Below are 17630 nucleotides of genomic sequence, written 5' to 3' on the forward strand. Positions count from 1 at the left end.
TGACTCAGGACTCCTGGGTGACGGAGACGAGCACATCGTCCCCTTCGATCTTGACGGGGTATACGGGGACGGGGCGCGTCGCGGGAAGACCGGACGGCTTGCCGGTGCGCAGGTCGAAGCTCGATCCGTGCAGCCAGCACTCGATCGAACAGTCCTCGACCTCGCCCTCGGACAGCGAGACGTTCGCGTGCGAGCAGATGTCGTTGATCGCGAACACCTCGCCCTCGGTGCGGACGACGGAGACCGGCGTGCCGTCGAGCTCCACCCGTTTGGGGGTGTCGTCCTCCAGCTCGCTCAGCGCACAGGCTTTGACGAAGGCCATCAGACCGACGCCTCCAGCTCGGCCTCGATCTTGTCGAGCAGCCGGGCCTCGACGTCCGGCAGGCCGATCTGCTGGACCAGCTCGGCGAAGAAGCCGCGCACGACGAGGCGGCGGGCCTCCTCGGCCGGGATGCCCCGGGACTGGAGGTAGAACAGCTGCTCGTCGTCGAAGCGGCCGGTCGCGGAGGCGTGGCCGGCGCCGACGATCTCGCCGGTCTCGATCTCCAGGTTCGGCACGGAGTCGACCCGCGCGCCGTCCGTGAGGACCAGGTTGCGGTTCATCTCGTAGGTGTCGGTGCCCTCGGCGGCGGCCTGGATGAGCACGTCGCCGATCCACACCGCGTGCGCCTCGTCGCCCTGGAGCGCGCCCTTGTAGGCCACGTTGGACTTGCAGTGCGGGGTGTTGTGGTCGACCAGGAGGCGGTGCTCCTGGTGCTGGCCCTTGTCGGTGAAGTACAGGCCGAACAGCTCGGCCTCGCCGCCGGTGCCCGCGTAGGCGACCCGGGGGTGCAGCCGGACCACGTCGCCGCCGAAGGTGACGACGACGGACTTGAACGAGGCGTCCCGGCCGACCAGCGCGTTGTGCTGGCCGACGTGGACCGCGCGCTCGTCCCAGTCCTGCACGGAGACGACGGTCAGCTTGGCGCCGTCGCCCAGGACGTAGTCGACGTTGGCGGCGAGCACCGCGTCACCGGTGTGGTCGATGACGACGACGGCCTCGGCGAAGGCGCCCAGCTCCACGACCTGGTGGCCGTAGGCGACACCGCCCTCGCCGTGCACGGCGATCCGGATCGGCTCGGTCAGCACGGCCTCCTTGGGGACCGTGACGACGTGCGCCTGCTCGAAGGAGGAGTACGCCTGCGCGGCCACCCGGTCGACCGGCTTGCCGGCCTTGCCCAGCCGGGCGTCGTCGCGGCCGACGGTCTCGACCACGACGCCCTCGGGGGCCTCGATGGCGACCTTCACACCACTGCCGGTCGCGGCGGCGGTGCCGTCGTGCAGGCCGCGCAGCCGCTCCAGCGGGGTGAACCGCCACTCCTCCTCGCGGCCGTGCGGGACGGGGAAGTCCGCGACGTCGAAGGACGGGGGTGCGCTCATGCGCGTGGCGACGGTCGACTCCGCGGCCACCGCGATGGAGCCGGCGGTGGTGGACCCCGCGGGGATGTTCTGAGCCTCAGCCATGGCTGTCGTAGTGCTCGCTTTCTCAGTCAACAAGAACTTCAGGACGTGTTCGGCGGCGGGTCAGCCGACCGAACCCTCCATCTGGAGCTCGATCAGCCGGTTGAGCTCCAGGGCGTACTCCATCGGGAGCTCCTTGGCGATCGGCTCGACAAAGCCGCGCACGATCATCGCCATGGCCTCGAACTCGGTCATGCCGCGGCTCATCAGGTAGAAGAGCTGGTCCTCGGAGACCTTGGAGACGGTCGCCTCGTGGCCCATCGACACGTCGTCCTCGCGGACGTCGACGTACGGGTAGGTGTCGGACCGGGAGATCGTGTCCACGAGCAGCGCGTCGCAGAGGACGTTGGACTTCGCGCCCGGCGCGCCCTCGCCGATCTCGATCAGACCGCGGTAGGAGGTGCGGCCGCCGCCTCGCGCCACCGACTTGGAGACGATGTTGGACGAGGTGTTCGGGGCCATGTGGACCATCTTGGCGCCGGCGTCCTGGTGCTGGCCCTCGCCCGCGAAGGCGATGGACAGGGTCTCGCCCTTGGCGTGCTCGCCCATCAGGTAGACGGCCGGGTACTTCATGGTGACCTTGGAGCCGATGTTGCCGTCGACCCACTCCATGGTCGCGCCCTCGTAGGCCACGGCGCGCTTGGTGACCAGGTTGTAGACGTTGTTCGACCAGTTCTGGATCGTCGTGTAGCGGCAGCGGCCGCCCTTCTTCACGATGATCTCGACCACCGCGGAGTGCAGCGAGTCGGAGGAGTAGATCGGGGCCGTGCAGCCCTCGACGTAGTGGACGTAGGCGTCCTCGTCCACGATGATCAGCGTGCGCTCGAACTGGCCCATGTTCTCCGTGTTGATACGGAAGTACGCCTGGAGCGGGATGTCCACGTGGACACCCTTGGGCACGTAGATGAAGGAGCCGCCGGACCACACGGCCGTGTTCAGCGAGGCGAACTTGTTGTCGCCGACCGGGATGACGGTGCCGAAGTACTCCTTGAAGAGCTCCTCGTGCTCCTTCAGCGCGGTGTCGGTGTCGACGAAGATGACGCCCTGCTCCTCCAGGTCCTCACGGATCTGGTGGTAGACGACCTCGGACTCGTACTGCGCGGCGACACCGGCGACGAGGCGCTGCTTCTCCGCCTCGGGGATGCCGAGCTTGTCGTACGTGTTCTTGATGTCCTCGGGCAGGTCGTCCCAGGAGGCGGCCTGCTTCTCCGTCGAGCGGACGAAGTACTTGATGTTGTCGAAGTCGATGCCCGACAGGTCCGAGCCCCAGTTCGGCATCGGCTTCTTGCCGAAGAGCCGCAGGCCCTTGAGCCGCAGCTTCAGCATCCACTCCGGCTCGTTCTTCTTCTCCGAGATGTCGCGGACGACGGCCTCGGAGAGGCCGCGCTTGGCCGCCGCGCCTGCCGCGTCGGAGTCGGCCCAGCCGAATTCGTACGTGCCCAGGCCATCGAGCTCAGGGTGGGCAGTCTCCGTGGGGAGCGTCATTCGGGGTTCCTCCCGGCCGTGCTTGCAGATGCTGAATCGGTGGTCTGTGGGGTGGGGTGTCCGCTGCGCGGAATGTACGTCGTGCACACCCCGTCGCCGTGGGCGATGGTGGCCAGACGCTGCACATGGGTCCCCAGGAGGCTGGAGAAGATCTCCGTCTCCGCCTCGCACAGCTGCGGGTACTGCTCGGCGACGTGCGCGACCGGGCAGTGGTGCTGGCACAGCTGCTCACCCTGCTGCGGGCCCGGCGCGCTGCGCGCCGTAGCAGCGTACCCGTCGGCGGACAGCGCCTTGGCCAGCGCCTCCGTACGGGCCTCGGGAGCCGCGGCCTCGATCGCCGCGCGGTAGGCCGCCGACTGCTCGGCGGTCCTGGCCCGGGCGAACGCCATGACCGCTTCGTCGCCCGCGGTCTCGGCGATCCAGCGCAGGGCGTCCGCGGCGAGCGTGTCGTAGGACTGGTCGAAGGCGTCCCGGCCGTAGTCGGTGAGGGCGAAGACCTTGGCCGGACGGCCCCGGGTCCGCGCCCCGTACACCCGCTGCTCGCGGGCCTCGACCACGCCGTCGCAGGCGAGCGCGTCGAGATGGCGGCGTACGGCGGCCTGGGTGAGCCCCAGCCGCTTCGCCAGCTCCGCGACGGTGGACGGGCCGTGGTCCAGGATGGACCGCGCGACGCGGTTGCGCGTCGAGCGCTCACCGGTCGCGAGTTCCTCCTGAGGAGCCTCGCCCGCGTATTTCACAACGCCATTGTTGCGTAATTCATCCGGCCGGGGCAACCACGTTCCGAAACGATCAACGGTGCTTTTCATCACTTAGGGTTACCTAATCAAGCCCCGAGGCGGGGCGTTCCCGGGCCGCTGCCTACACTCGTCTGCCATGAACAGCGAGCCCCGCCCGGCCGTCCGGATCAGCGGCCTGGTGAAGCGGTACGGCGACAAGACCGCGGTGGACGGCCTCGACCTGGAGATCCCGGCCGGCGCGGTCACCGCCGTGCTCGGCCCCAACGGCGCCGGCAAGACCACCACCATCGAGACCTGCGAGGGCTACCGCCGCCCCGACGGCGGGACCGTCCGGGTCCTCGGCCTCGACCCCGTCGCCGACGCCGCGCGGCTGCGCCCCCGGATCGGCGTGATGCTCCAGTCCGGCGGGATCTACTCCGGCGCCCGCGCCGACGAGATGCTCCGCCACATGGCGAAACTGCACGCCCACCCGCTCGACGTCGACGCCCTGATCGAGCGCCTCGGCCTCGGTTCCTGCGGCCGGACCTCCTACCGCAGGCTCTCCGGCGGCCAGCAGCAGCGGCTCGCCCTGGCCATGGCGGTCGTCGGCCGGCCCGAGCTGGTCTTCCTGGACGAGCCCACCGCCGGACTCGACCCGCAGGCCCGCCGCTCCACCTGGGACCTGGTCCGGGAGCTGCGCGCCGACGGGGTGAGCGTGGTGCTCACCACCCACTTCATGGACGAGGCGGAGGAGCTGGCCGACGAGGTCGCCGTCGTCGACGCGGGCCGGATCGTCGCCCAGGGCTCCCCCGAGGCCCTGTGCCGGGGCGGCGCCGAGAACACCCTGCGCTTCACCGGCCGCCCCGGGCTCGACCTCGGTTCGCTGCTCAAGGCACTGCCCGACGGCACCCAGGCGGACGAACCGAGCTCCGGCACGTACCGCATCACGGGCGACATCGACCCGCAGCTGCTGGCCACCGTCACCTCCTGGTGCGCGCAGCACGGCGTGATGCCCGCCGGCATCTCCGTCGAGCGCCACACCCTGGAGGACGTCTTCCTCGAACTGACCGGCAAGGAGCTGCGCGCATGAGCGCCGGTACGTACACCCCCCGGCCGGGCGCCGCCCCGCTGCCGCGCATGATCGCCGCGCAGACCGCGCTGGAGACGCGGATGCTGCTGCGCAACGGCGAGCAGCTGCTGCTGACCGTGGTCATCCCGACGCTGCTGCTCGTGCTGTTCAGCTCCGTGGACATCGTGGACACCGGCGCGGGCGAGCCGGTCGACTTCCTGACGCCCGGCGTGCTGGCACTGGCCGTGATGTCGACCGCCTTCACCGGCCAGGCCATCGCCACCGGTTTCGAGCGGCGCTACGGGGTGCTCAAGCGGCTCGGCGCCTCACCGCTGCCCCGCTGGGCGCTGATGACCGCGAAGACGCTGTCCGTGCTGGTCACCGAGGTCCTTCAGGTGGTCCTGCTGACGGTGATCGCCTTCGCGCTCGGCTGGTCGCCGCACGGCAACCCGCTCGCGGTGCTGCTGCTCCTGGTGCTGGGGACGGCCGCGTTCTCCGGGCTCGGGCTGCTGATGGCCGGGACGCTGAAGGCGGAGGCGACGCTCGCCGCGGCCAACCTGGTCTTCCTGCTGCTCCTGGTGGGCGGCGGGGTGATCGTGCCGCTGGAGAAGTTCCCGGACGCGGTGCAGTCGGTGCTGGGCCTGCTGCCGATCGCGGCCCTCTCGGACGGGCTGCGCGACGTCCTCCAGCACGGCGCCGGGATGCCCTGGGGCGACCTGGCCATCCTCGCGGTCTGGACGGTGCTGGGACTCGGCGCGGCGGCCCGTTTCTTCCGCTGGGAGTGAGCCCTCAACCGCGTTCCGTCGCCGTTACGCGTAACTCGTCCCCCCAGGGGGGCGTCGCGTCGGTCAGGGAGGGGTCCGCGACGCCTGGCACGGCACCTCGCCGCGTTGCCGAAACGTCCGAATGGCTCCGCCATTAGGACGCTCCGGCGCCTTGCGATGCACCGCACCAGACGCCGCGGCCTGATCCCTCCCTGACCGGCGCGACGCCCCCTCGTGAAAGCTTGCACAAGCGGCGTCCTACCATGGTGCGCGTGCCCAAGCTGACCCGAGCCGAAGTCGCTCAAGCCCTGCGCAATCCGCTGCTGTACATCGCCGAGCGCTGGACGCCCGGGCCCCGGACGGTGCGCCGTGCGGCCCTGTCCGCGGTCGTGATGGCCGTCGTCATCGTCGTGACCGGCGGCGCCGTCCGGCTGACCGGGTCCGGCCTCGGCTGCCCGACCTGGCCGAAGTGCACCGACGAGAGCCTGACGGCGACGAGCGCGATGGGCTTCCACGGCGCCATCGAGTTCGGCAACCGGATGCTGACGTACGTCCTGTGCGCGGCCGTCGGCTGGGCGATCATCGCGGCCCGTGCCGCGAAGCCCTGGCGGCGCGGCGTCACCCGGCTCGGCTGGGTCCAGTTCTGGATCGTGATGGGCAACGCGGTGCTCGGCGGCATCGTGGTGCTCGTCGGGCTGAACCCGTACACCGTCGCAGCGCACTTCCTGCTGTCCACCGCGCTGCTCACGGTCGCCCTGATGACCTGGCAGCGGACCCGTGAGGGCGACGAGGCGCCACGCCCGCTGGTCGGCAAGGCGGTCGCGCAGCTGGCCTGGCTGCTGACCGTCGCGGCGGGGCTCCTGATCGCCGTGGGCACGGTGGTCACGGGCGCCGGGCGGCACGCGGGCGACTCCAGCGACGTCCACCGCATCCCGATCGACTGGAAGACGGTCGCCCAGCTGCACGCGGACCTGGCCTGGGTCGTGGTGGCGCTGACGGTCGCGCTCTGGTTCGTCCTGAAGGCCGTGGACGCGCCCGTCGGCCCGCTGCACCGGACGCGTGAGCTGTTCCTGATCCTGCTGAGCCAGGGGATCGTGGGCTATGTGCAGTACTTCACCGACACGCCGGAGATCCTGGTCGGCGTGCACATGCTCGGCTCGTGCCTGGTCTGGATCGGGGTCGTACGCGTCATGCTGTCGCTGCGCGAGCGGCCGGTGGCCGTCGCACAGCTGCCGGCACCGGCGGCCGGGCGGGCGGAGCCCGCGGCGGCCGGCTGACGCCGGGGCACACACGAAACGGACCGGGGCTCCCGCTCCGGCGGCGTACAGCCGTCGGGCGGGAGCCCCGGTCCGTTTCCCCGGTCTCAGGCCGCGTTGGACGGGCCGCCGACCTGGATGCCGGCCATCCGGGTCCACTCGTACGGGCCCGTGCGCACCTTCGCCGCGAACTCGCCGTCGAAGGACTCGTGGAGCGTGATCCCGGACCGCTGCGCGGCGCTCTCGGCGATCTCGTACGAGGGGGCGACCAGATCGCCCCAGTCGCCGTCCTCGCCCACCAGGACGATGCGGGCGCCCATCTGCCCGAGGTAGGCGACCTGCCCCTCGGCACCGCCGTGCGCCTTCGCGAAGGCGCCGATCTGCTTGGCCAGCCGGGCCGCCCTGCGCTCCGCGCGCGCCGCCCGCCTGCCGTCCACCTGCTGGGTCTCAGCCTCTGCCGTCTCTGCCATGGACAGGATGCTACCGGCGGGTAGATCAACCGGCGACGGGCGGGGAGCGTGGCATCGGCCACGCTCCCCGCCCGTCGGACGGAGCTGAGGTTCTACCGCAGGAAGGGGTCCACCGCCACGGCGACGAAAAGCAGCGACACATAGGTGATCGACCAGTGGAACAGCCGCATCTCCTTGAGCTTCGCGCCCGTCACCCCGGCCTTGGCCCGGCTGAGCAGCGCATGCGCCTCCCAGAGCCAGAAGCCGCCGGTCAGCAGCGCCACGGCCGTGTAGAACCAGCCGGTGTAGCCCAGCGGGGTGAGCAGCAGCGAGACGGCGACCATCACCCAGCTGTAGGCGACGATCTGGCGGGCGACCACCCGGTTGGACGCGATGACCGGGAGCATCGGGACGCCGACCCGGGCGTAGTCGTCCTTGACCTTCATCGACAGCGGCCAGTAGTGCGGCGGCGTCCAGAAGAAGATGACGGCGAAGAGAATCACCGCGGCCCAGGACATCTCGTTCGTCACGGCGGACCAGCCGATGAGGACCGGCATGCAGCCCGCGATGCCGCCCCAGACGATGTTCTGCGAGGTGCGGCGCTTCAGCAGCATCGTGTAGATCACGACGTAGAAGAGCAGGGCGCCCAGCGACAGCGCGGCGGACAGCCAGTTGACCAGCAGCCCGAACCAGACCGTCGAGACGACCGCGAGGGTGATGCCGAAGGCCAGGCACTCGCGCGGGCTCACCATGCCGGTGACCAGCGGGCGCTGCGACGTACGGTCCATCAGCGCGTCGATGTCGCGGTCGATGTACATGTTCAGTGCATTGGCACCGCCGGCGGACAGATAGCCGCCGATGGTGGTAGTGAGCACGAGCCACAGGTCGGGTACACCCTGAGCGGCCAGGAACATCACCGGAACAGTGGTGATCAGCAACAGCTCGATGATCCGAGGCTTGGTCAGTGCCACGAATGCCTTGACACGGGCCCCGAATGGGCGTTGGCCCCCTGGGCTCGGAGTCAAGGCGACCCCTGCGGGTCGGGACTCGACGGCCGTCACGCACACCCCTGACAGAGAAATCCCAGCAAGCTCCGGGCGTGAGAGCCCGGTGAAGACTTGCGCGAACCCGACCACTGTAGACGTTGGGGACAGGCCGCCCTTCGCGGGGGTGGGGTCGTGTTGATGTGGCGCGGACGGCCGTCCGGGCACCGCCGCGAGGACGGGCGCGGGCCGTCTCGTACGCACGAGTGACGCACTGGTGTCGCAGGGTCCGCGCGACCCGTTTCCGGGGCCTTCGCGACCGCGCCCGCGACCGCTCTTCGGAGCGCCCAGGAGTGGCCCTCCACGCTCATCGGAGAAGCCCATCGGTGAGCCCTTCCGCTCATACGGGAGGCGGATTCCACGGGCCGCCCGCACCCTGGTAGGAGCCGGAAAACACGGGTACGGACGGGGGTAGGCTCGACAGCATCCGGTGCGGTCGAAGTCACCGGTCTACAACAGTTGGAGAGGAGCCCTGACTCAGGGTGAGCACCAAGCCGACCACCACAGACCTCCAGTGGACCGAATTGGACCAGCGGGCCGTGGACACCGTCCGCGTCCTCGCCGCGGACGCCGTACAGAAAGTCGGAAACGGCCACCCGGGCACGGCGATGAGCCTGGCTCCCGCCGCGTACACCATCTTTCAGAAGGTGATGCGGCACGACCCGGCGGACGCGGACTGGACCGGCCGCGACCGGTTCGTGCTCTCGGCGGGGCACAGCAGCCTGACCCTGTACATCCAGCTCTACCTGGCCGGCTACGGTCTGGAGCTGGCGGACCTGGAGTCGTTCCGCACCTGGGGCTCCAAGACCCCGGGGCACCCGGAGTACGGCCACACCACCGGGGTCGAGACGACGACCGGCCCGCTGGGCCAGGGCGTCGCCAACGCCGTGGGCATGGCCATGGCCGCCCGCTACGAGCGCGGTCTGTTCGACCCGGAGGCGGCACCCGGCACCTCCCCGTTCGACCACATGGTGTGGGTCGTCGCCGGTGACGGCTGCCTCCAGGAGGGCATCTCGGCCGAGGCGTCCTCGCTGGCCGGCCACCAGAAGCTGGGCAACCTGGTCCTGCTGTGGGACGACAACCACATCTCCATCGAGGGCGACACGGAGACCGCGGTCTCCGAGGACACCGTCAAGCGCTACGAGGCGTACGGCTGGCACGTCCAGCGCGTCGACCAGCTGCCCAACGGCGACCTGGACCCGAAGGGGCTCTACGAGGCGCTGCTGGCCGCCAAGGCCGAGACGGAGCGCCCGTCGTTCATCGCGGCCCGCTCGATCATCGCCTGGCCCGCCCCGCACGCCCAGAACACCGAGGCGTCGCACGGCTCGGCGCTCGGCGCCGACGAGGTCGCCGCGACCAAGAAGGTGCTCGGCTTCGACCCGGAGAAGTCCTTCGAGGTCGCCGACGAGGTCATCGCGCACACCCGCCGCGCCCTGGACCGGGGCCGCGAGGCGAAGGCCGAGTGGGCGAAGGGCTTCGACGCCTGGCGCGCCGCCAACCCCGAGCGCGCCGCCGACTTCGACCGCATCGCCGCGGGCGAGCTGCCCAAGGGCTGGGAGGACAGCCTGCCGGTCTTCGAGACCGGCAAGGGCGTCGCCACCCGCGCCGCGTCCGGCAAGGTGCTCCAGGCGCTCGGCGGGATCATCCCCGAGCTGTGGGGCGGCTCCGCCGACCTGGCCGGTTCGAACAACACCACGATCGACAAGACGTCGTCGTTCCTCCCCGCGGGCAACCCGCTGCCGGAGGCCGACCCGTACGGCCGCACGATCCACTTCGGCATCCGCGAGCACGCCATGGCCGCCGCGATGAACGGCATCGCGCTGCACGGCAACACCCGCGTCTACGGCGGCACCTTCCTGGTGTTCTCCGACTACATGCGCAACGCCGTGCGCCTGTCCGCGCTGATGCACCTGCCGGTGACCTACGTGTGGACGCACGACTCGATCGGCCTCGGCGAGGACGGCCCGACCCACCAGCCGGTCGAGCACCTGGCCTCGCTGCGCGCCATCCCGGGCCTCAACGTCGTGCGCCCGGCCGACGCCAACGAGACCGCCATCGCCTGGCGCGAGATCCTGCGCCGCTACACCAAGGTGTTCGGCGAGGGCGCCCCGCACGGCCTGGCGCTGACCCGCCAGGGCGTGCCGACGTACGAGGCGAACGAGGACGCGGCCAAGGGCGGCTACGTGCTCTTCGAGGCCGAGGGCGGTACGCCGCAGGTCGTGCTGATCGGTACGGGCTCCGAGGTCCAGCTCGCCGTCGAGGCGCGCGAGGAGCTCCAGGCGGCCGGAATCCCGACCCGGGTGGTCTCGATGCCGTGTGTCGAGTGGTTCGAGGAGCAGGAGCAGGGTTACAAGGACTCCGTCCTGCCCCCGTCGGTCAAGGCCCGCGTGGCCGTCGAGGCCGGCATCGCCCTGACCTGGTACCGGTACGTGGGAGACGCCGGCCGGATCGTCTCGCTGGAGCACTTCGGTGCGTCGGCGGACGCGAAGGTCCTCTTCCGCGAGTTCGGCTTCACCGGCGGGAACGTCGCCGCGGCCGCCCGGGAATCCCTCGCCGCCGCCACGCGCTGACGCCGGTATACGACTAGTAGGAGATGCATTTCTCATGACAGACGCACTCAAGCGCCTCTCCGACGAGGGTGTGGCGATCTGGCTCGACGACCTCTCGCGCAAGCGGATCACCTCGGGCAACCTCGCCGAGCTGATCGACCAGAGCCACGTCGTGGGGGTCACGACCAACCCGTCGATCTTCCAGAAGGCCATCTCGCAGGGCGACGGTTACGACCAGCAGCTCGCCGACCTCGCGGCCCGCAAGGTGACCGTGGAGGAGGCGATCCGCATGATCACCACCGCGGACGTCCGGGACGCGGCCGACATCCTGCGCCCGGTCTTCGACGCGACGGACGGCCAGGACGGCCGGGTCTCCATCGAGGTCGACCCGCGCCTGGCGCACGAGACGACGGCCACGGTCGCCGAGGCCAAGCAGCTGGCCTGGCTGGTGGACCGCCCGAACACGCTGATCAAGATCCCGGCGACCAAGGCGGGCCTGCCCGCGATCACCGAGACGATCGGCCGGGGCATCAGCGTCAACGTCACGCTGATCTTCTCGCTGGAGCGCTACCGCGCGGTCATGGACGCCTACCTGGCGGGCCTGGAGAAGGCGAAGGCCGCGGGCCTGGACCTCTCCAGGATCCACTCGGTGGCGTCCTTCTTCGTGTCCCGCGTGGACACCGAGATCGACAAGCGCCTGGACGCCATCGGCGGCGACGAGGCGAAGGCCGCGAAGGGCACGTCAGCCCTGGCCAACGCCCGGCTCGCCTACGAGGCGTACGAGGAGGTCTTCGCCGGTGAGCGCTGGGCCGCCCTGGACAAGGCGCACGCCAACAAGCAGCGTCCGCTGTGGGCCTCGACCGGCGTGAAGGACCCGGCCCTCAAGGACACCCTGTACGTGGTGGACCTCGTCGCGCCGAACACGGTCAACACCATGCCGGAGGCGACTCTGGACGCGGTGGCGGACCACGGCGAGATCACCGGCGACACCGTCACCGGTGCGTACGAACAGGCGCGCGCCGACCTCGACGCGATCAAGAAGCTCGGCGTCGACTACGACGACGTCGTGCAGCTCCTTGAGGACGAGGGCGTCGAGAAGTTCGAGGCCGCCTGGAACGACCTGCTCAAGTCGACCGAGGCGGAGCTTCAGCGCCTCGCCCCCTCGAAGGGCTGACCACTTTGTCTGGTGTTCCCGGAGCCAACCCGCTCCGTGACGCCCAGGACCGACGGCTCCCGCGCATCGCGGGGCCGTCGGGCCTGGTCATCTTTGGCGTCACGGGCGATTTGTCCCGTAAAAAGCTGATGCCCGCCGTCTACGACCTGGCCAACCGCGGCCTGTTGCCGCCGGGCTTCTCACTCATCGGTTTCGCGCGCCGCGACTGGGAGGACGAGGACTTCGCCCAAGTCGTCCACGACGCCGTCAAGGAGCATTCTCGTACACCCTTCCGCGAAGAGGTCTGGCAGCAGCTCAGCCAGGGCATGCGCTTCGTGCAGGGCGACTTCGACGACGACGTGGCCTTCGAGACCCTGCGGGCCACGATCGAGGAGCTGGACAAGGCACAGGGCACGGGCGGCAACTTCGCCTTCTACCTGTCCGTCCCGCCGAAGTTCTTCCCCAAGGTCGTCCAGCAGCTCAAGAAGCACGGACTGGCCGACCAGAAGGACGGCAGCTGGCGGCGCGCCGTCATCGAGAAGCCGTTCGGCCACGACCTGAAGAGCGCGCAGGAGCTCAACCAGATCGTGCACGACGTCTTCCCGCCGAACGAGGTCTTCCGGATCGACCACTACCTCGGCAAGGAGACCGTCCAGAACATCCTGGCGCTCCGCTTCGCCAACACGATGTTCGAGCCGATCTGGAACCGCAGTTACGTGGACCACGTCCAGATCACGATGGCCGAGGACATCGGCATCGGCGGCCGGGCCGGCTACTACGACGGCATCGGCGCCGCCCGCGACGTCATCCAGAACCACCTGCTCCAGCTGCTCGCGCTGACCGCGATGGAGGAGCCCGGCTCCTTCCACCCGAAGGCCCTGGTCGCCGAGAAGCTCAAGGTGCTCACGGCGGTGGAGCTGCCCGATGACCTGGGCAAGCACACCGTGCGCGGTCAGTACACGCACGCCTGGCAGGGCGGCGAGGAGGCCGTCGGCTATCTGGAGGAGGACGGCATCGACCCCAAGTCGAAGACCGACACCTTCGCCGCGATCAAGCTGACGATCAACAACCGCCGCTGGGCGGGCGTGCCGTTCTATCTGCGCACCGGCAAGCGCCTCGGCCGCCGGGTCACGGAGATCGCGGTCGTCTTCAAGCGTGCCCCGTACCTGCCGTTCGAGTCCGGCGCCACCGAGGAGCTGGGCGGCAACGCCCTGGTCATCCGGGTGCAGCCGGACGAGGGCGTCACGGTCCGCTTCGGCTCCAAGGTGCCCGGCACCTCGATGGAGGTCCGGGACGTCACGATGGACTTCGCGTACGGCGAGTCCTTCACGGAGTCCAGCCCGGAGGCGTACGAACGGCTCATCCTCGATGTCCTGCTCGGCGACGCCAACCTCTTCCCGCGCCACCAGGAGGTCGAGCTCTCCTGGAACATCCTCGACCCGATCGAGGAGTACTGGGACAAGCACGGCAAGCCCGCCCAGTACCCGGCCGGCACCTGGGGTCCGGCCGAGGCGGACGAGATGCTCGCACGCGACGGACGGAGCTGGCGCCGGCCATGAAGATCGATCTCACCGAAACCACGTCCAGCAAGATCAATCAGGCGCTCATCTCGGCCCGGCGCGCGGTCGGCGCCCCGGCGATCGGGATGGTCCTCACCCTCGTCATCGTCACCGACGAGGAGAACGCCTACGACGCGCTGAAGGCGGCCAGCGACTCCTCGCGGGAGCACCCCTCGCGGATCATCGCGGTCATCAAGCGGCTCAGCCGTTCGCCGCGCACCCGCCGCGACGCGCGGCTCGACGCCGAGATCCGGGTCGGTTCCGACTCGGGCTCCGGCGAGACCGTGGTGCTGCGGCTCCACGGCGAGCTGGCCAACCACGCCCAGTCGGTCGTCCTGCCACTGCTGCTGCCGGACGCCCCGGTGGTGGTGTGGTGGCCGCAGGACTCCCCCGCCGATCCGGCGAAGGACGCGCTCGGGGCGCTGGCCCAGCGCCGGATCACCGACACCTACTCCGCCGAGCACCCGCTGGACGAGCTGGGGGTGCGCGCCGACACCTACCGGCCCGGTGACACGGACCTGGCGTGGACGCGCATCACGCCGTGGCGCTCCATGCTGGCCGCCGCGCTCGACCAGCAGCCGGCCGAGGTCGTCTCGGCCACGGTCGAGGGCGAATCGGACAACCCGAGCTGCGAGCTCCTTGCCATGTGGCTCGCGGACCGGCTCGGTGTCCCGGTGGAGCGCACCACGTCCGGCGGCCCCGGTCTGACGGCCGTCCGGATGGCCACCAGGAACGGCGACATCGTCCTGGACCGGGCCGACGGCTCGCTGGCCACGCTCTGCATGGCGGGCCAGCCGGACCGCGCGGTGGCGCTCAAGCGCCGCGAGACGGCGGAGCTCCTGGCGGAGGAGCTGCGGCGGCTCGACCCGGACAACATCTACGAGTCGACCGTGAAGTTCGGCGTGGACCGGCTGGAGAAGGCGGGTCCGGGCGAGCCCGCCAAGGCCCCCGCCCCGGCCGCCGGCAAGGCGCCCGACAAGGCCCCCGCCGCGAAGAAGGCCGCCCCGGCGAAGAAGGCGGCGGCCAAGTGACCGGAGTCCCGCAGCTCGTCGTGCACCGCGACAAGGAGCTGATGGCGCAGGCCGCCGCGGCCCGGCTGATCACGAAGATCGTGGACGCCCAGGCCGCGCGCGGCGAAGCCTCGGTGGTGCTCACCGGCGGGCGCAACGGCAACGGCCTGCTGGCCGCGCTCGCCGCCGCGCCCGCCCGGGACGCGGTCGACTGGTCGCGGCTCGACCTGTGGTGGGGCGACGAGCGGTTCCTGCCGGAGGGCGACCCGGAGCGCAATGTCACGCAGGCCCGCGAGGCGCTGCTGGACGCCGTGCCCCTGGACCCCTCGCGGGTGCATGTGATGCCCGCGTCGGACGGCCCGTACGGCCCGGACGCCGACGCCGCGGCCGCCGGGTACGCGGCCGAGCTGGCGGCCGCCTCGGCGCCGCAGGACCACGGCCCGGTGCCGGAGTTCGACGTGCTGATGCTGGGCGTCGGCCCGGACACGCACATCGCCTCGCTCTTCCCGGAACTGCCCGGGGTGCGGGAGACCGAGCGCACCGTCGTCGGTGTGCACGGTGCGCCCAAGCCGCCGCCGGTCCGGATCTCGCTGACGCTGCCCGCCATCCGGGCGGCGCGCGAGGTGTGGCTGCTGGCCGCGGGCGAGGACAAGGCGGAGGCGGTGGCCATCGCCCTGTCCGGGGCCGGCGAGATCCAGGCGCCGGCGGCCGGTGCGTACGGCCGTGCGCGCACGCTGTGGCTGCTGGACGCGGCGGCGGCCGCCCGGCTGCCGCGCGCCCTGTACCCGCCGGCCTCCGCCTGACCGGCCGGTTGCGCAGGCCCGGTCCGCCCTTCTGGGCGGACCGGGCCTGCGCGTTTCCGGGGCGGTACGTGAAAGGCTCGGCGCCATGCGTATCGGAACCGTGGTGATGGGCGCGTCGGACGTGGCGCGGGCGGCGGCCTTCTGGAAGGCGGCCCTGCATTACGTGGAGCGGGAACCGGCCACGGAGGACTGGGTGGTCCTGGTCCCCGCCGAGGGGCCGGGCGTCGGGCTCTCGCTGGGTCGCAGCGACTCCCCGGTGCAGGAGGTGCCCCGGGTCCACCTCGACCTGTACACGGAGGAGCAGGACGCCGAGGTGGCCCGGCTGCTCGCGCTGGGCGCGGCCGGGACCGACTGGGAGCTGTATCCGGAGGACCCGGACTTCGTGGTGCTGGCGGACCCGGAGGGCAATCGCTTCTGCGTCATCGACACGACGCACGGCTGAGGGGCCCCACCGGTCCGGCGGAGCCCCTCGGGCGGGACTCAGCGCCCGCGCAGCTCGCGGTAGGCCGAGACGAGCGCGGCGGTCGAGCTGTCCAGCTGCTCGGCGCCCTTGCCCTCGGTCAGAACGGGCTCGATCTTCTTGGCGAGGACCTTGCCGAGCTCGACGCCCCACTGGTCGAAGGAGTCGATGTTCCAGACGGCGCCCTGGACGAAGACCTTGTGCTCGTACAGGGCGATCAGCTGGCCGAGCACGGACGGGGTGAGCCGGTCGGCGAGGATCGTCGTCGTGGGGTGGTCGCCCCGGAACGTCTTGTGCGCCACCAGCTCCTCGGGGACGCCCTCGGCGCGCACCTCGTCGGGCGTCTTGCCGAAGGCGAGGGCCTGGGTCTGGGCGAAGAAGTTGGCCATCAGCAGGTCGTGCTGGGCGACAAGGCCGGGCAGCAGGTCCTCGACCGGCCGCGCGAAGCCGATGAAGTCGGCCGGGATCACCTTCGTACCCTGGTGGATCAGCTGGTAGTAGGCGTGCTGGCCGTTGGTGCCGGGGGTGCCCCAGACGACCGGTCCGGTCTGCCAGTCGACGGGGTGGCCGTCGCGGTCCACGGACTTGCCGTTGGACTCCATGTCCAGCTGCTGGAGGTACGCGGTGAACTTGGACAGATAGTGGCTGTAGGGCAGCACGGCGTGCGACTGGGCGTCGAAGAACGCGCCGTACCAGACGCCCAGCAGGCCGAGCAGCAGCGGGGCGTTCTCCTCGGCGGGCGCGGTGCGGAAGTGCTCGTCCACGAGGTGGAAGCCGTCGAGCATCTCACGGAACCGGTCCGGGCCGATGGCGATCATCAGCGAGAGGCCGATGGCGGAGTCGTACGAGTAGCGGCCGCCGACCCAGTCCCAGAACTCGAACATGTTGGCCGTGTCGATGCCGAAGTCGGCGACCTTCCCGGCGTTGGTCGACAGCGCCACGAAGTGCTTGGCGACGGCCTCCTGACCGGCCCGCAGGCCGGTGAGCAGCCAGTCGCGGGCGGAGGTGGCGTTGGTGATCGTCTCGATGGTGGTGAAGGTCTTCGAGGCGATGATGAACAGCGTCTCGGCCGGGTCGAGGTCGCGGACGGCCTCGTGCAGGTCGGCGCCGTCCACGTTGGAGACGAAGCGGAAGGTGAGCGAGCGGTCCGTGAAGGAGCGCAGCACCTCGTACGCCATGGCGGGGCCCAGGTCCGAGCCGCCGATGCCGATGTTGACGATGTTCTTGATGGGCCTGCCGGTGTGGCCGGTCCACTCCCCCGACCTGACCCGGTCGGAGAACGCCGCCATCTTGTCGAGCACCGCGTGCACGGCCGGCACCACGTTCTCGCCGTCGACCTCGATGACGGCCTCGCGCGGGGCGCGCAGCGCGGTGTGCAGGACCGCCCGGTCCTCGGTGGTGTTGATCCTGTCGCCGCGGAACATGGCGTCCCGCAGCCCGAACACGTCGGTGGCCGCGGCGAGTTCACGCAGGAGGGTCAGCGTCTCGTCGGTGACGAGGTGCTTGGAGTAGTCGAGGTAGAGGTCGCCGACCCGCAGGGTGTACCCGGTGCCGCGCTCCGGGTCGTCCGCGAACAGCCGGCGCAGACCGACCGGCCCGAGCTGCTCACGGTGCTTGCCCAGCGCCGCCCATTCCGGCGTCTGGTTGAGCCTGGTACGGCTAGTTGCGTTCATCCCGGACATCAGCCCACATTCTCTCGTAACCGCAGTTCCCCGCTGCCCCTCCAACCTAATTGATCAGGCGGCCGGACGTGACGGCGGCAGGCTGCGGCACGGAAGCATTCCGGCCGGGCACCCAGGGGGTGTCCGGCCGGT

16 protein-coding genes are annotated in these 17630 nt (G+C 70.7%); 9 read left to right on the forward strand and 7 right to left on the reverse strand.

Going from position 1 to position 17630, the window contains the following annotated elements:
- Window positions 1-4: 4 nt before the first annotated feature.
- The 4 genes from OG338_RS05335 to OG338_RS05350 are packed head-to-tail and all read right to left on the reverse strand — an operon-like array spanning window position 5 to window position 3722.
- Window positions 5-322 carry a bifunctional 3-phenylpropionate/cinnamic acid dioxygenase ferredoxin subunit gene (locus OG338_RS05335; protein WP_018555702.1) on the reverse strand — a complete coding sequence of 106 codons (318 nt, stop codon included), beginning with the start codon at window positions 320-322 and terminating at the stop codon, window positions 5-7.
- Window positions 322-1503, reverse strand: coding sequence for a Fe-S cluster assembly protein SufD (sufD, locus tag OG338_RS05340; protein ID WP_391261349.1), 1182 nt, complete (start codon window positions 1501-1503; stop codon window positions 322-324). The genes OG338_RS05335 and sufD overlap by 1 nt, the downstream gene beginning before the upstream one ends.
- A 60-nt stretch (window positions 1504-1563) precedes the next feature.
- Entirely contained in the window at window positions 1564-2985 is a 1422-nt protein-coding gene (gene sufB, locus OG338_RS05345; protein ID WP_405936209.1) for a Fe-S cluster assembly protein SufB, read from the reverse strand.
- The gene (locus OG338_RS05350; RefSeq protein ID WP_405936210.1) at window positions 2982-3722 is read right to left on the reverse strand and encodes a helix-turn-helix transcriptional regulator; all 741 of its coding nucleotides are present in this window, start codon (window positions 3720-3722) and stop codon (window positions 2982-2984) included. The genes sufB and OG338_RS05350 overlap by 4 nt, the downstream gene beginning before the upstream one ends.
- A gap of 136 nt (window positions 3723-3858) precedes the next feature.
- On the opposite strand from OG338_RS05350, the gene OG338_RS05355 reads away from it, so the two are divergent.
- From OG338_RS05355 to OG338_RS05365, 3 genes are all read left to right on the forward strand, one after another.
- Window positions 3859-4791 (forward strand): ABC transporter ATP-binding protein, encoded by a 933-nt coding sequence (locus tag OG338_RS05355; protein WP_405936211.1) that lies wholly within the window; start codon window positions 3859-3861, stop codon window positions 4789-4791.
- A complete protein-coding gene (locus OG338_RS05360) occupies window positions 4788-5555 on the forward strand; it encodes an ABC transporter permease (RefSeq protein WP_405936212.1) in 768 nt (255 codons plus the stop codon). Before OG338_RS05355 ends, OG338_RS05360 begins: the two co-directional genes overlap by 4 nt.
- A 242-nt stretch (window positions 5556-5797) precedes the next feature.
- Window positions 5798-6811 (forward strand): COX15/CtaA family protein, encoded by a 1014-nt coding sequence (locus OG338_RS05365; protein WP_405936213.1) that lies wholly within the window; start codon window positions 5798-5800, stop codon window positions 6809-6811.
- Between the two features lie 86 nt (window positions 6812-6897).
- On the opposite strand, the gene OG338_RS05370 is transcribed toward OG338_RS05365, so the two are convergent.
- Together OG338_RS05370 and OG338_RS05375 are read right to left on the reverse strand one after the other, a co-directional pair.
- Window positions 6898-7260, reverse strand: a complete 363-nt coding sequence (locus OG338_RS05370; RefSeq protein WP_405936214.1) for a hypothetical protein — start codon at window positions 7258-7260, stop codon at window positions 6898-6900.
- Between the two features lie 92 nt (window positions 7261-7352).
- Window positions 7353-8300: a heme o synthase gene (locus OG338_RS05375; RefSeq protein ID WP_026171723.1), complete on the reverse strand. Its 948-nt coding sequence runs from the start codon at window positions 8298-8300 to the stop codon at window positions 7353-7355.
- Window positions 8301-8764: 464 nt separating this feature from the next.
- Here OG338_RS05375 and tkt point away from each other — a divergent pair, with 464 nt between their 5' ends.
- The 6 genes from tkt (at window position 8765) to OG338_RS05405 (ending at window position 15798) form a co-directional block, all read left to right on the forward strand.
- A complete protein-coding gene (tkt, locus tag OG338_RS05380; RefSeq protein WP_405936215.1) occupies window positions 8765-10852 on the forward strand; it encodes a transketolase in 2088 nt (695 codons plus the stop codon).
- A 34-nt stretch (window positions 10853-10886) separates the two neighbouring features.
- Window positions 10887-12005 carry a transaldolase gene (tal, locus tag OG338_RS05385; RefSeq protein WP_405936216.1) on the forward strand — a complete coding sequence of 373 codons (1119 nt, stop codon included), beginning with the start codon at window positions 10887-10889 and terminating at the stop codon, window positions 12003-12005.
- 5 nt (window positions 12006-12010) lie between these two features.
- The gene (zwf, locus tag OG338_RS05390; RefSeq protein WP_405936217.1) at window positions 12011-13543 is read left to right on the forward strand and encodes a glucose-6-phosphate dehydrogenase; all 1533 of its coding nucleotides are present in this window, start codon (window positions 12011-12013) and stop codon (window positions 13541-13543) included.
- Window positions 13540-14574 (forward strand): glucose-6-phosphate dehydrogenase assembly protein OpcA, encoded by a 1035-nt coding sequence (gene opcA, locus OG338_RS05395; protein ID WP_405936218.1) that lies wholly within the window; start codon window positions 13540-13542, stop codon window positions 14572-14574. Before zwf ends, opcA begins: the two co-directional genes overlap by 4 nt.
- Window positions 14571-15356, forward strand: coding sequence for a 6-phosphogluconolactonase (gene pgl / locus OG338_RS05400; protein WP_405936219.1), 786 nt, complete (start codon window positions 14571-14573; stop codon window positions 15354-15356). The genes opcA and pgl overlap by 4 nt, the downstream gene beginning before the upstream one ends.
- An 85-nt stretch (window positions 15357-15441) precedes the next feature.
- A complete protein-coding gene (locus OG338_RS05405) occupies window positions 15442-15798 on the forward strand; it encodes a VOC family protein (protein WP_405936220.1) in 357 nt (118 codons plus the stop codon).
- 38 nt (window positions 15799-15836) lie between these two features.
- Here OG338_RS05405 and pgi read toward each other — a convergent pair whose 3' ends face one another.
- A complete protein-coding gene (gene pgi, locus OG338_RS05410) occupies window positions 15837-17489 on the reverse strand; it encodes a glucose-6-phosphate isomerase (RefSeq protein WP_405936221.1) in 1653 nt (550 codons plus the stop codon).
- Between the last annotated feature and the right edge of the window lie 141 nt (window positions 17490-17630).

The organism is Streptomyces sp. NBC_00726 (assembly GCF_045161735.1).
Lineage (GTDB): Bacteria > Actinomycetota > Actinomycetes > Streptomycetales > Streptomycetaceae > Streptomyces.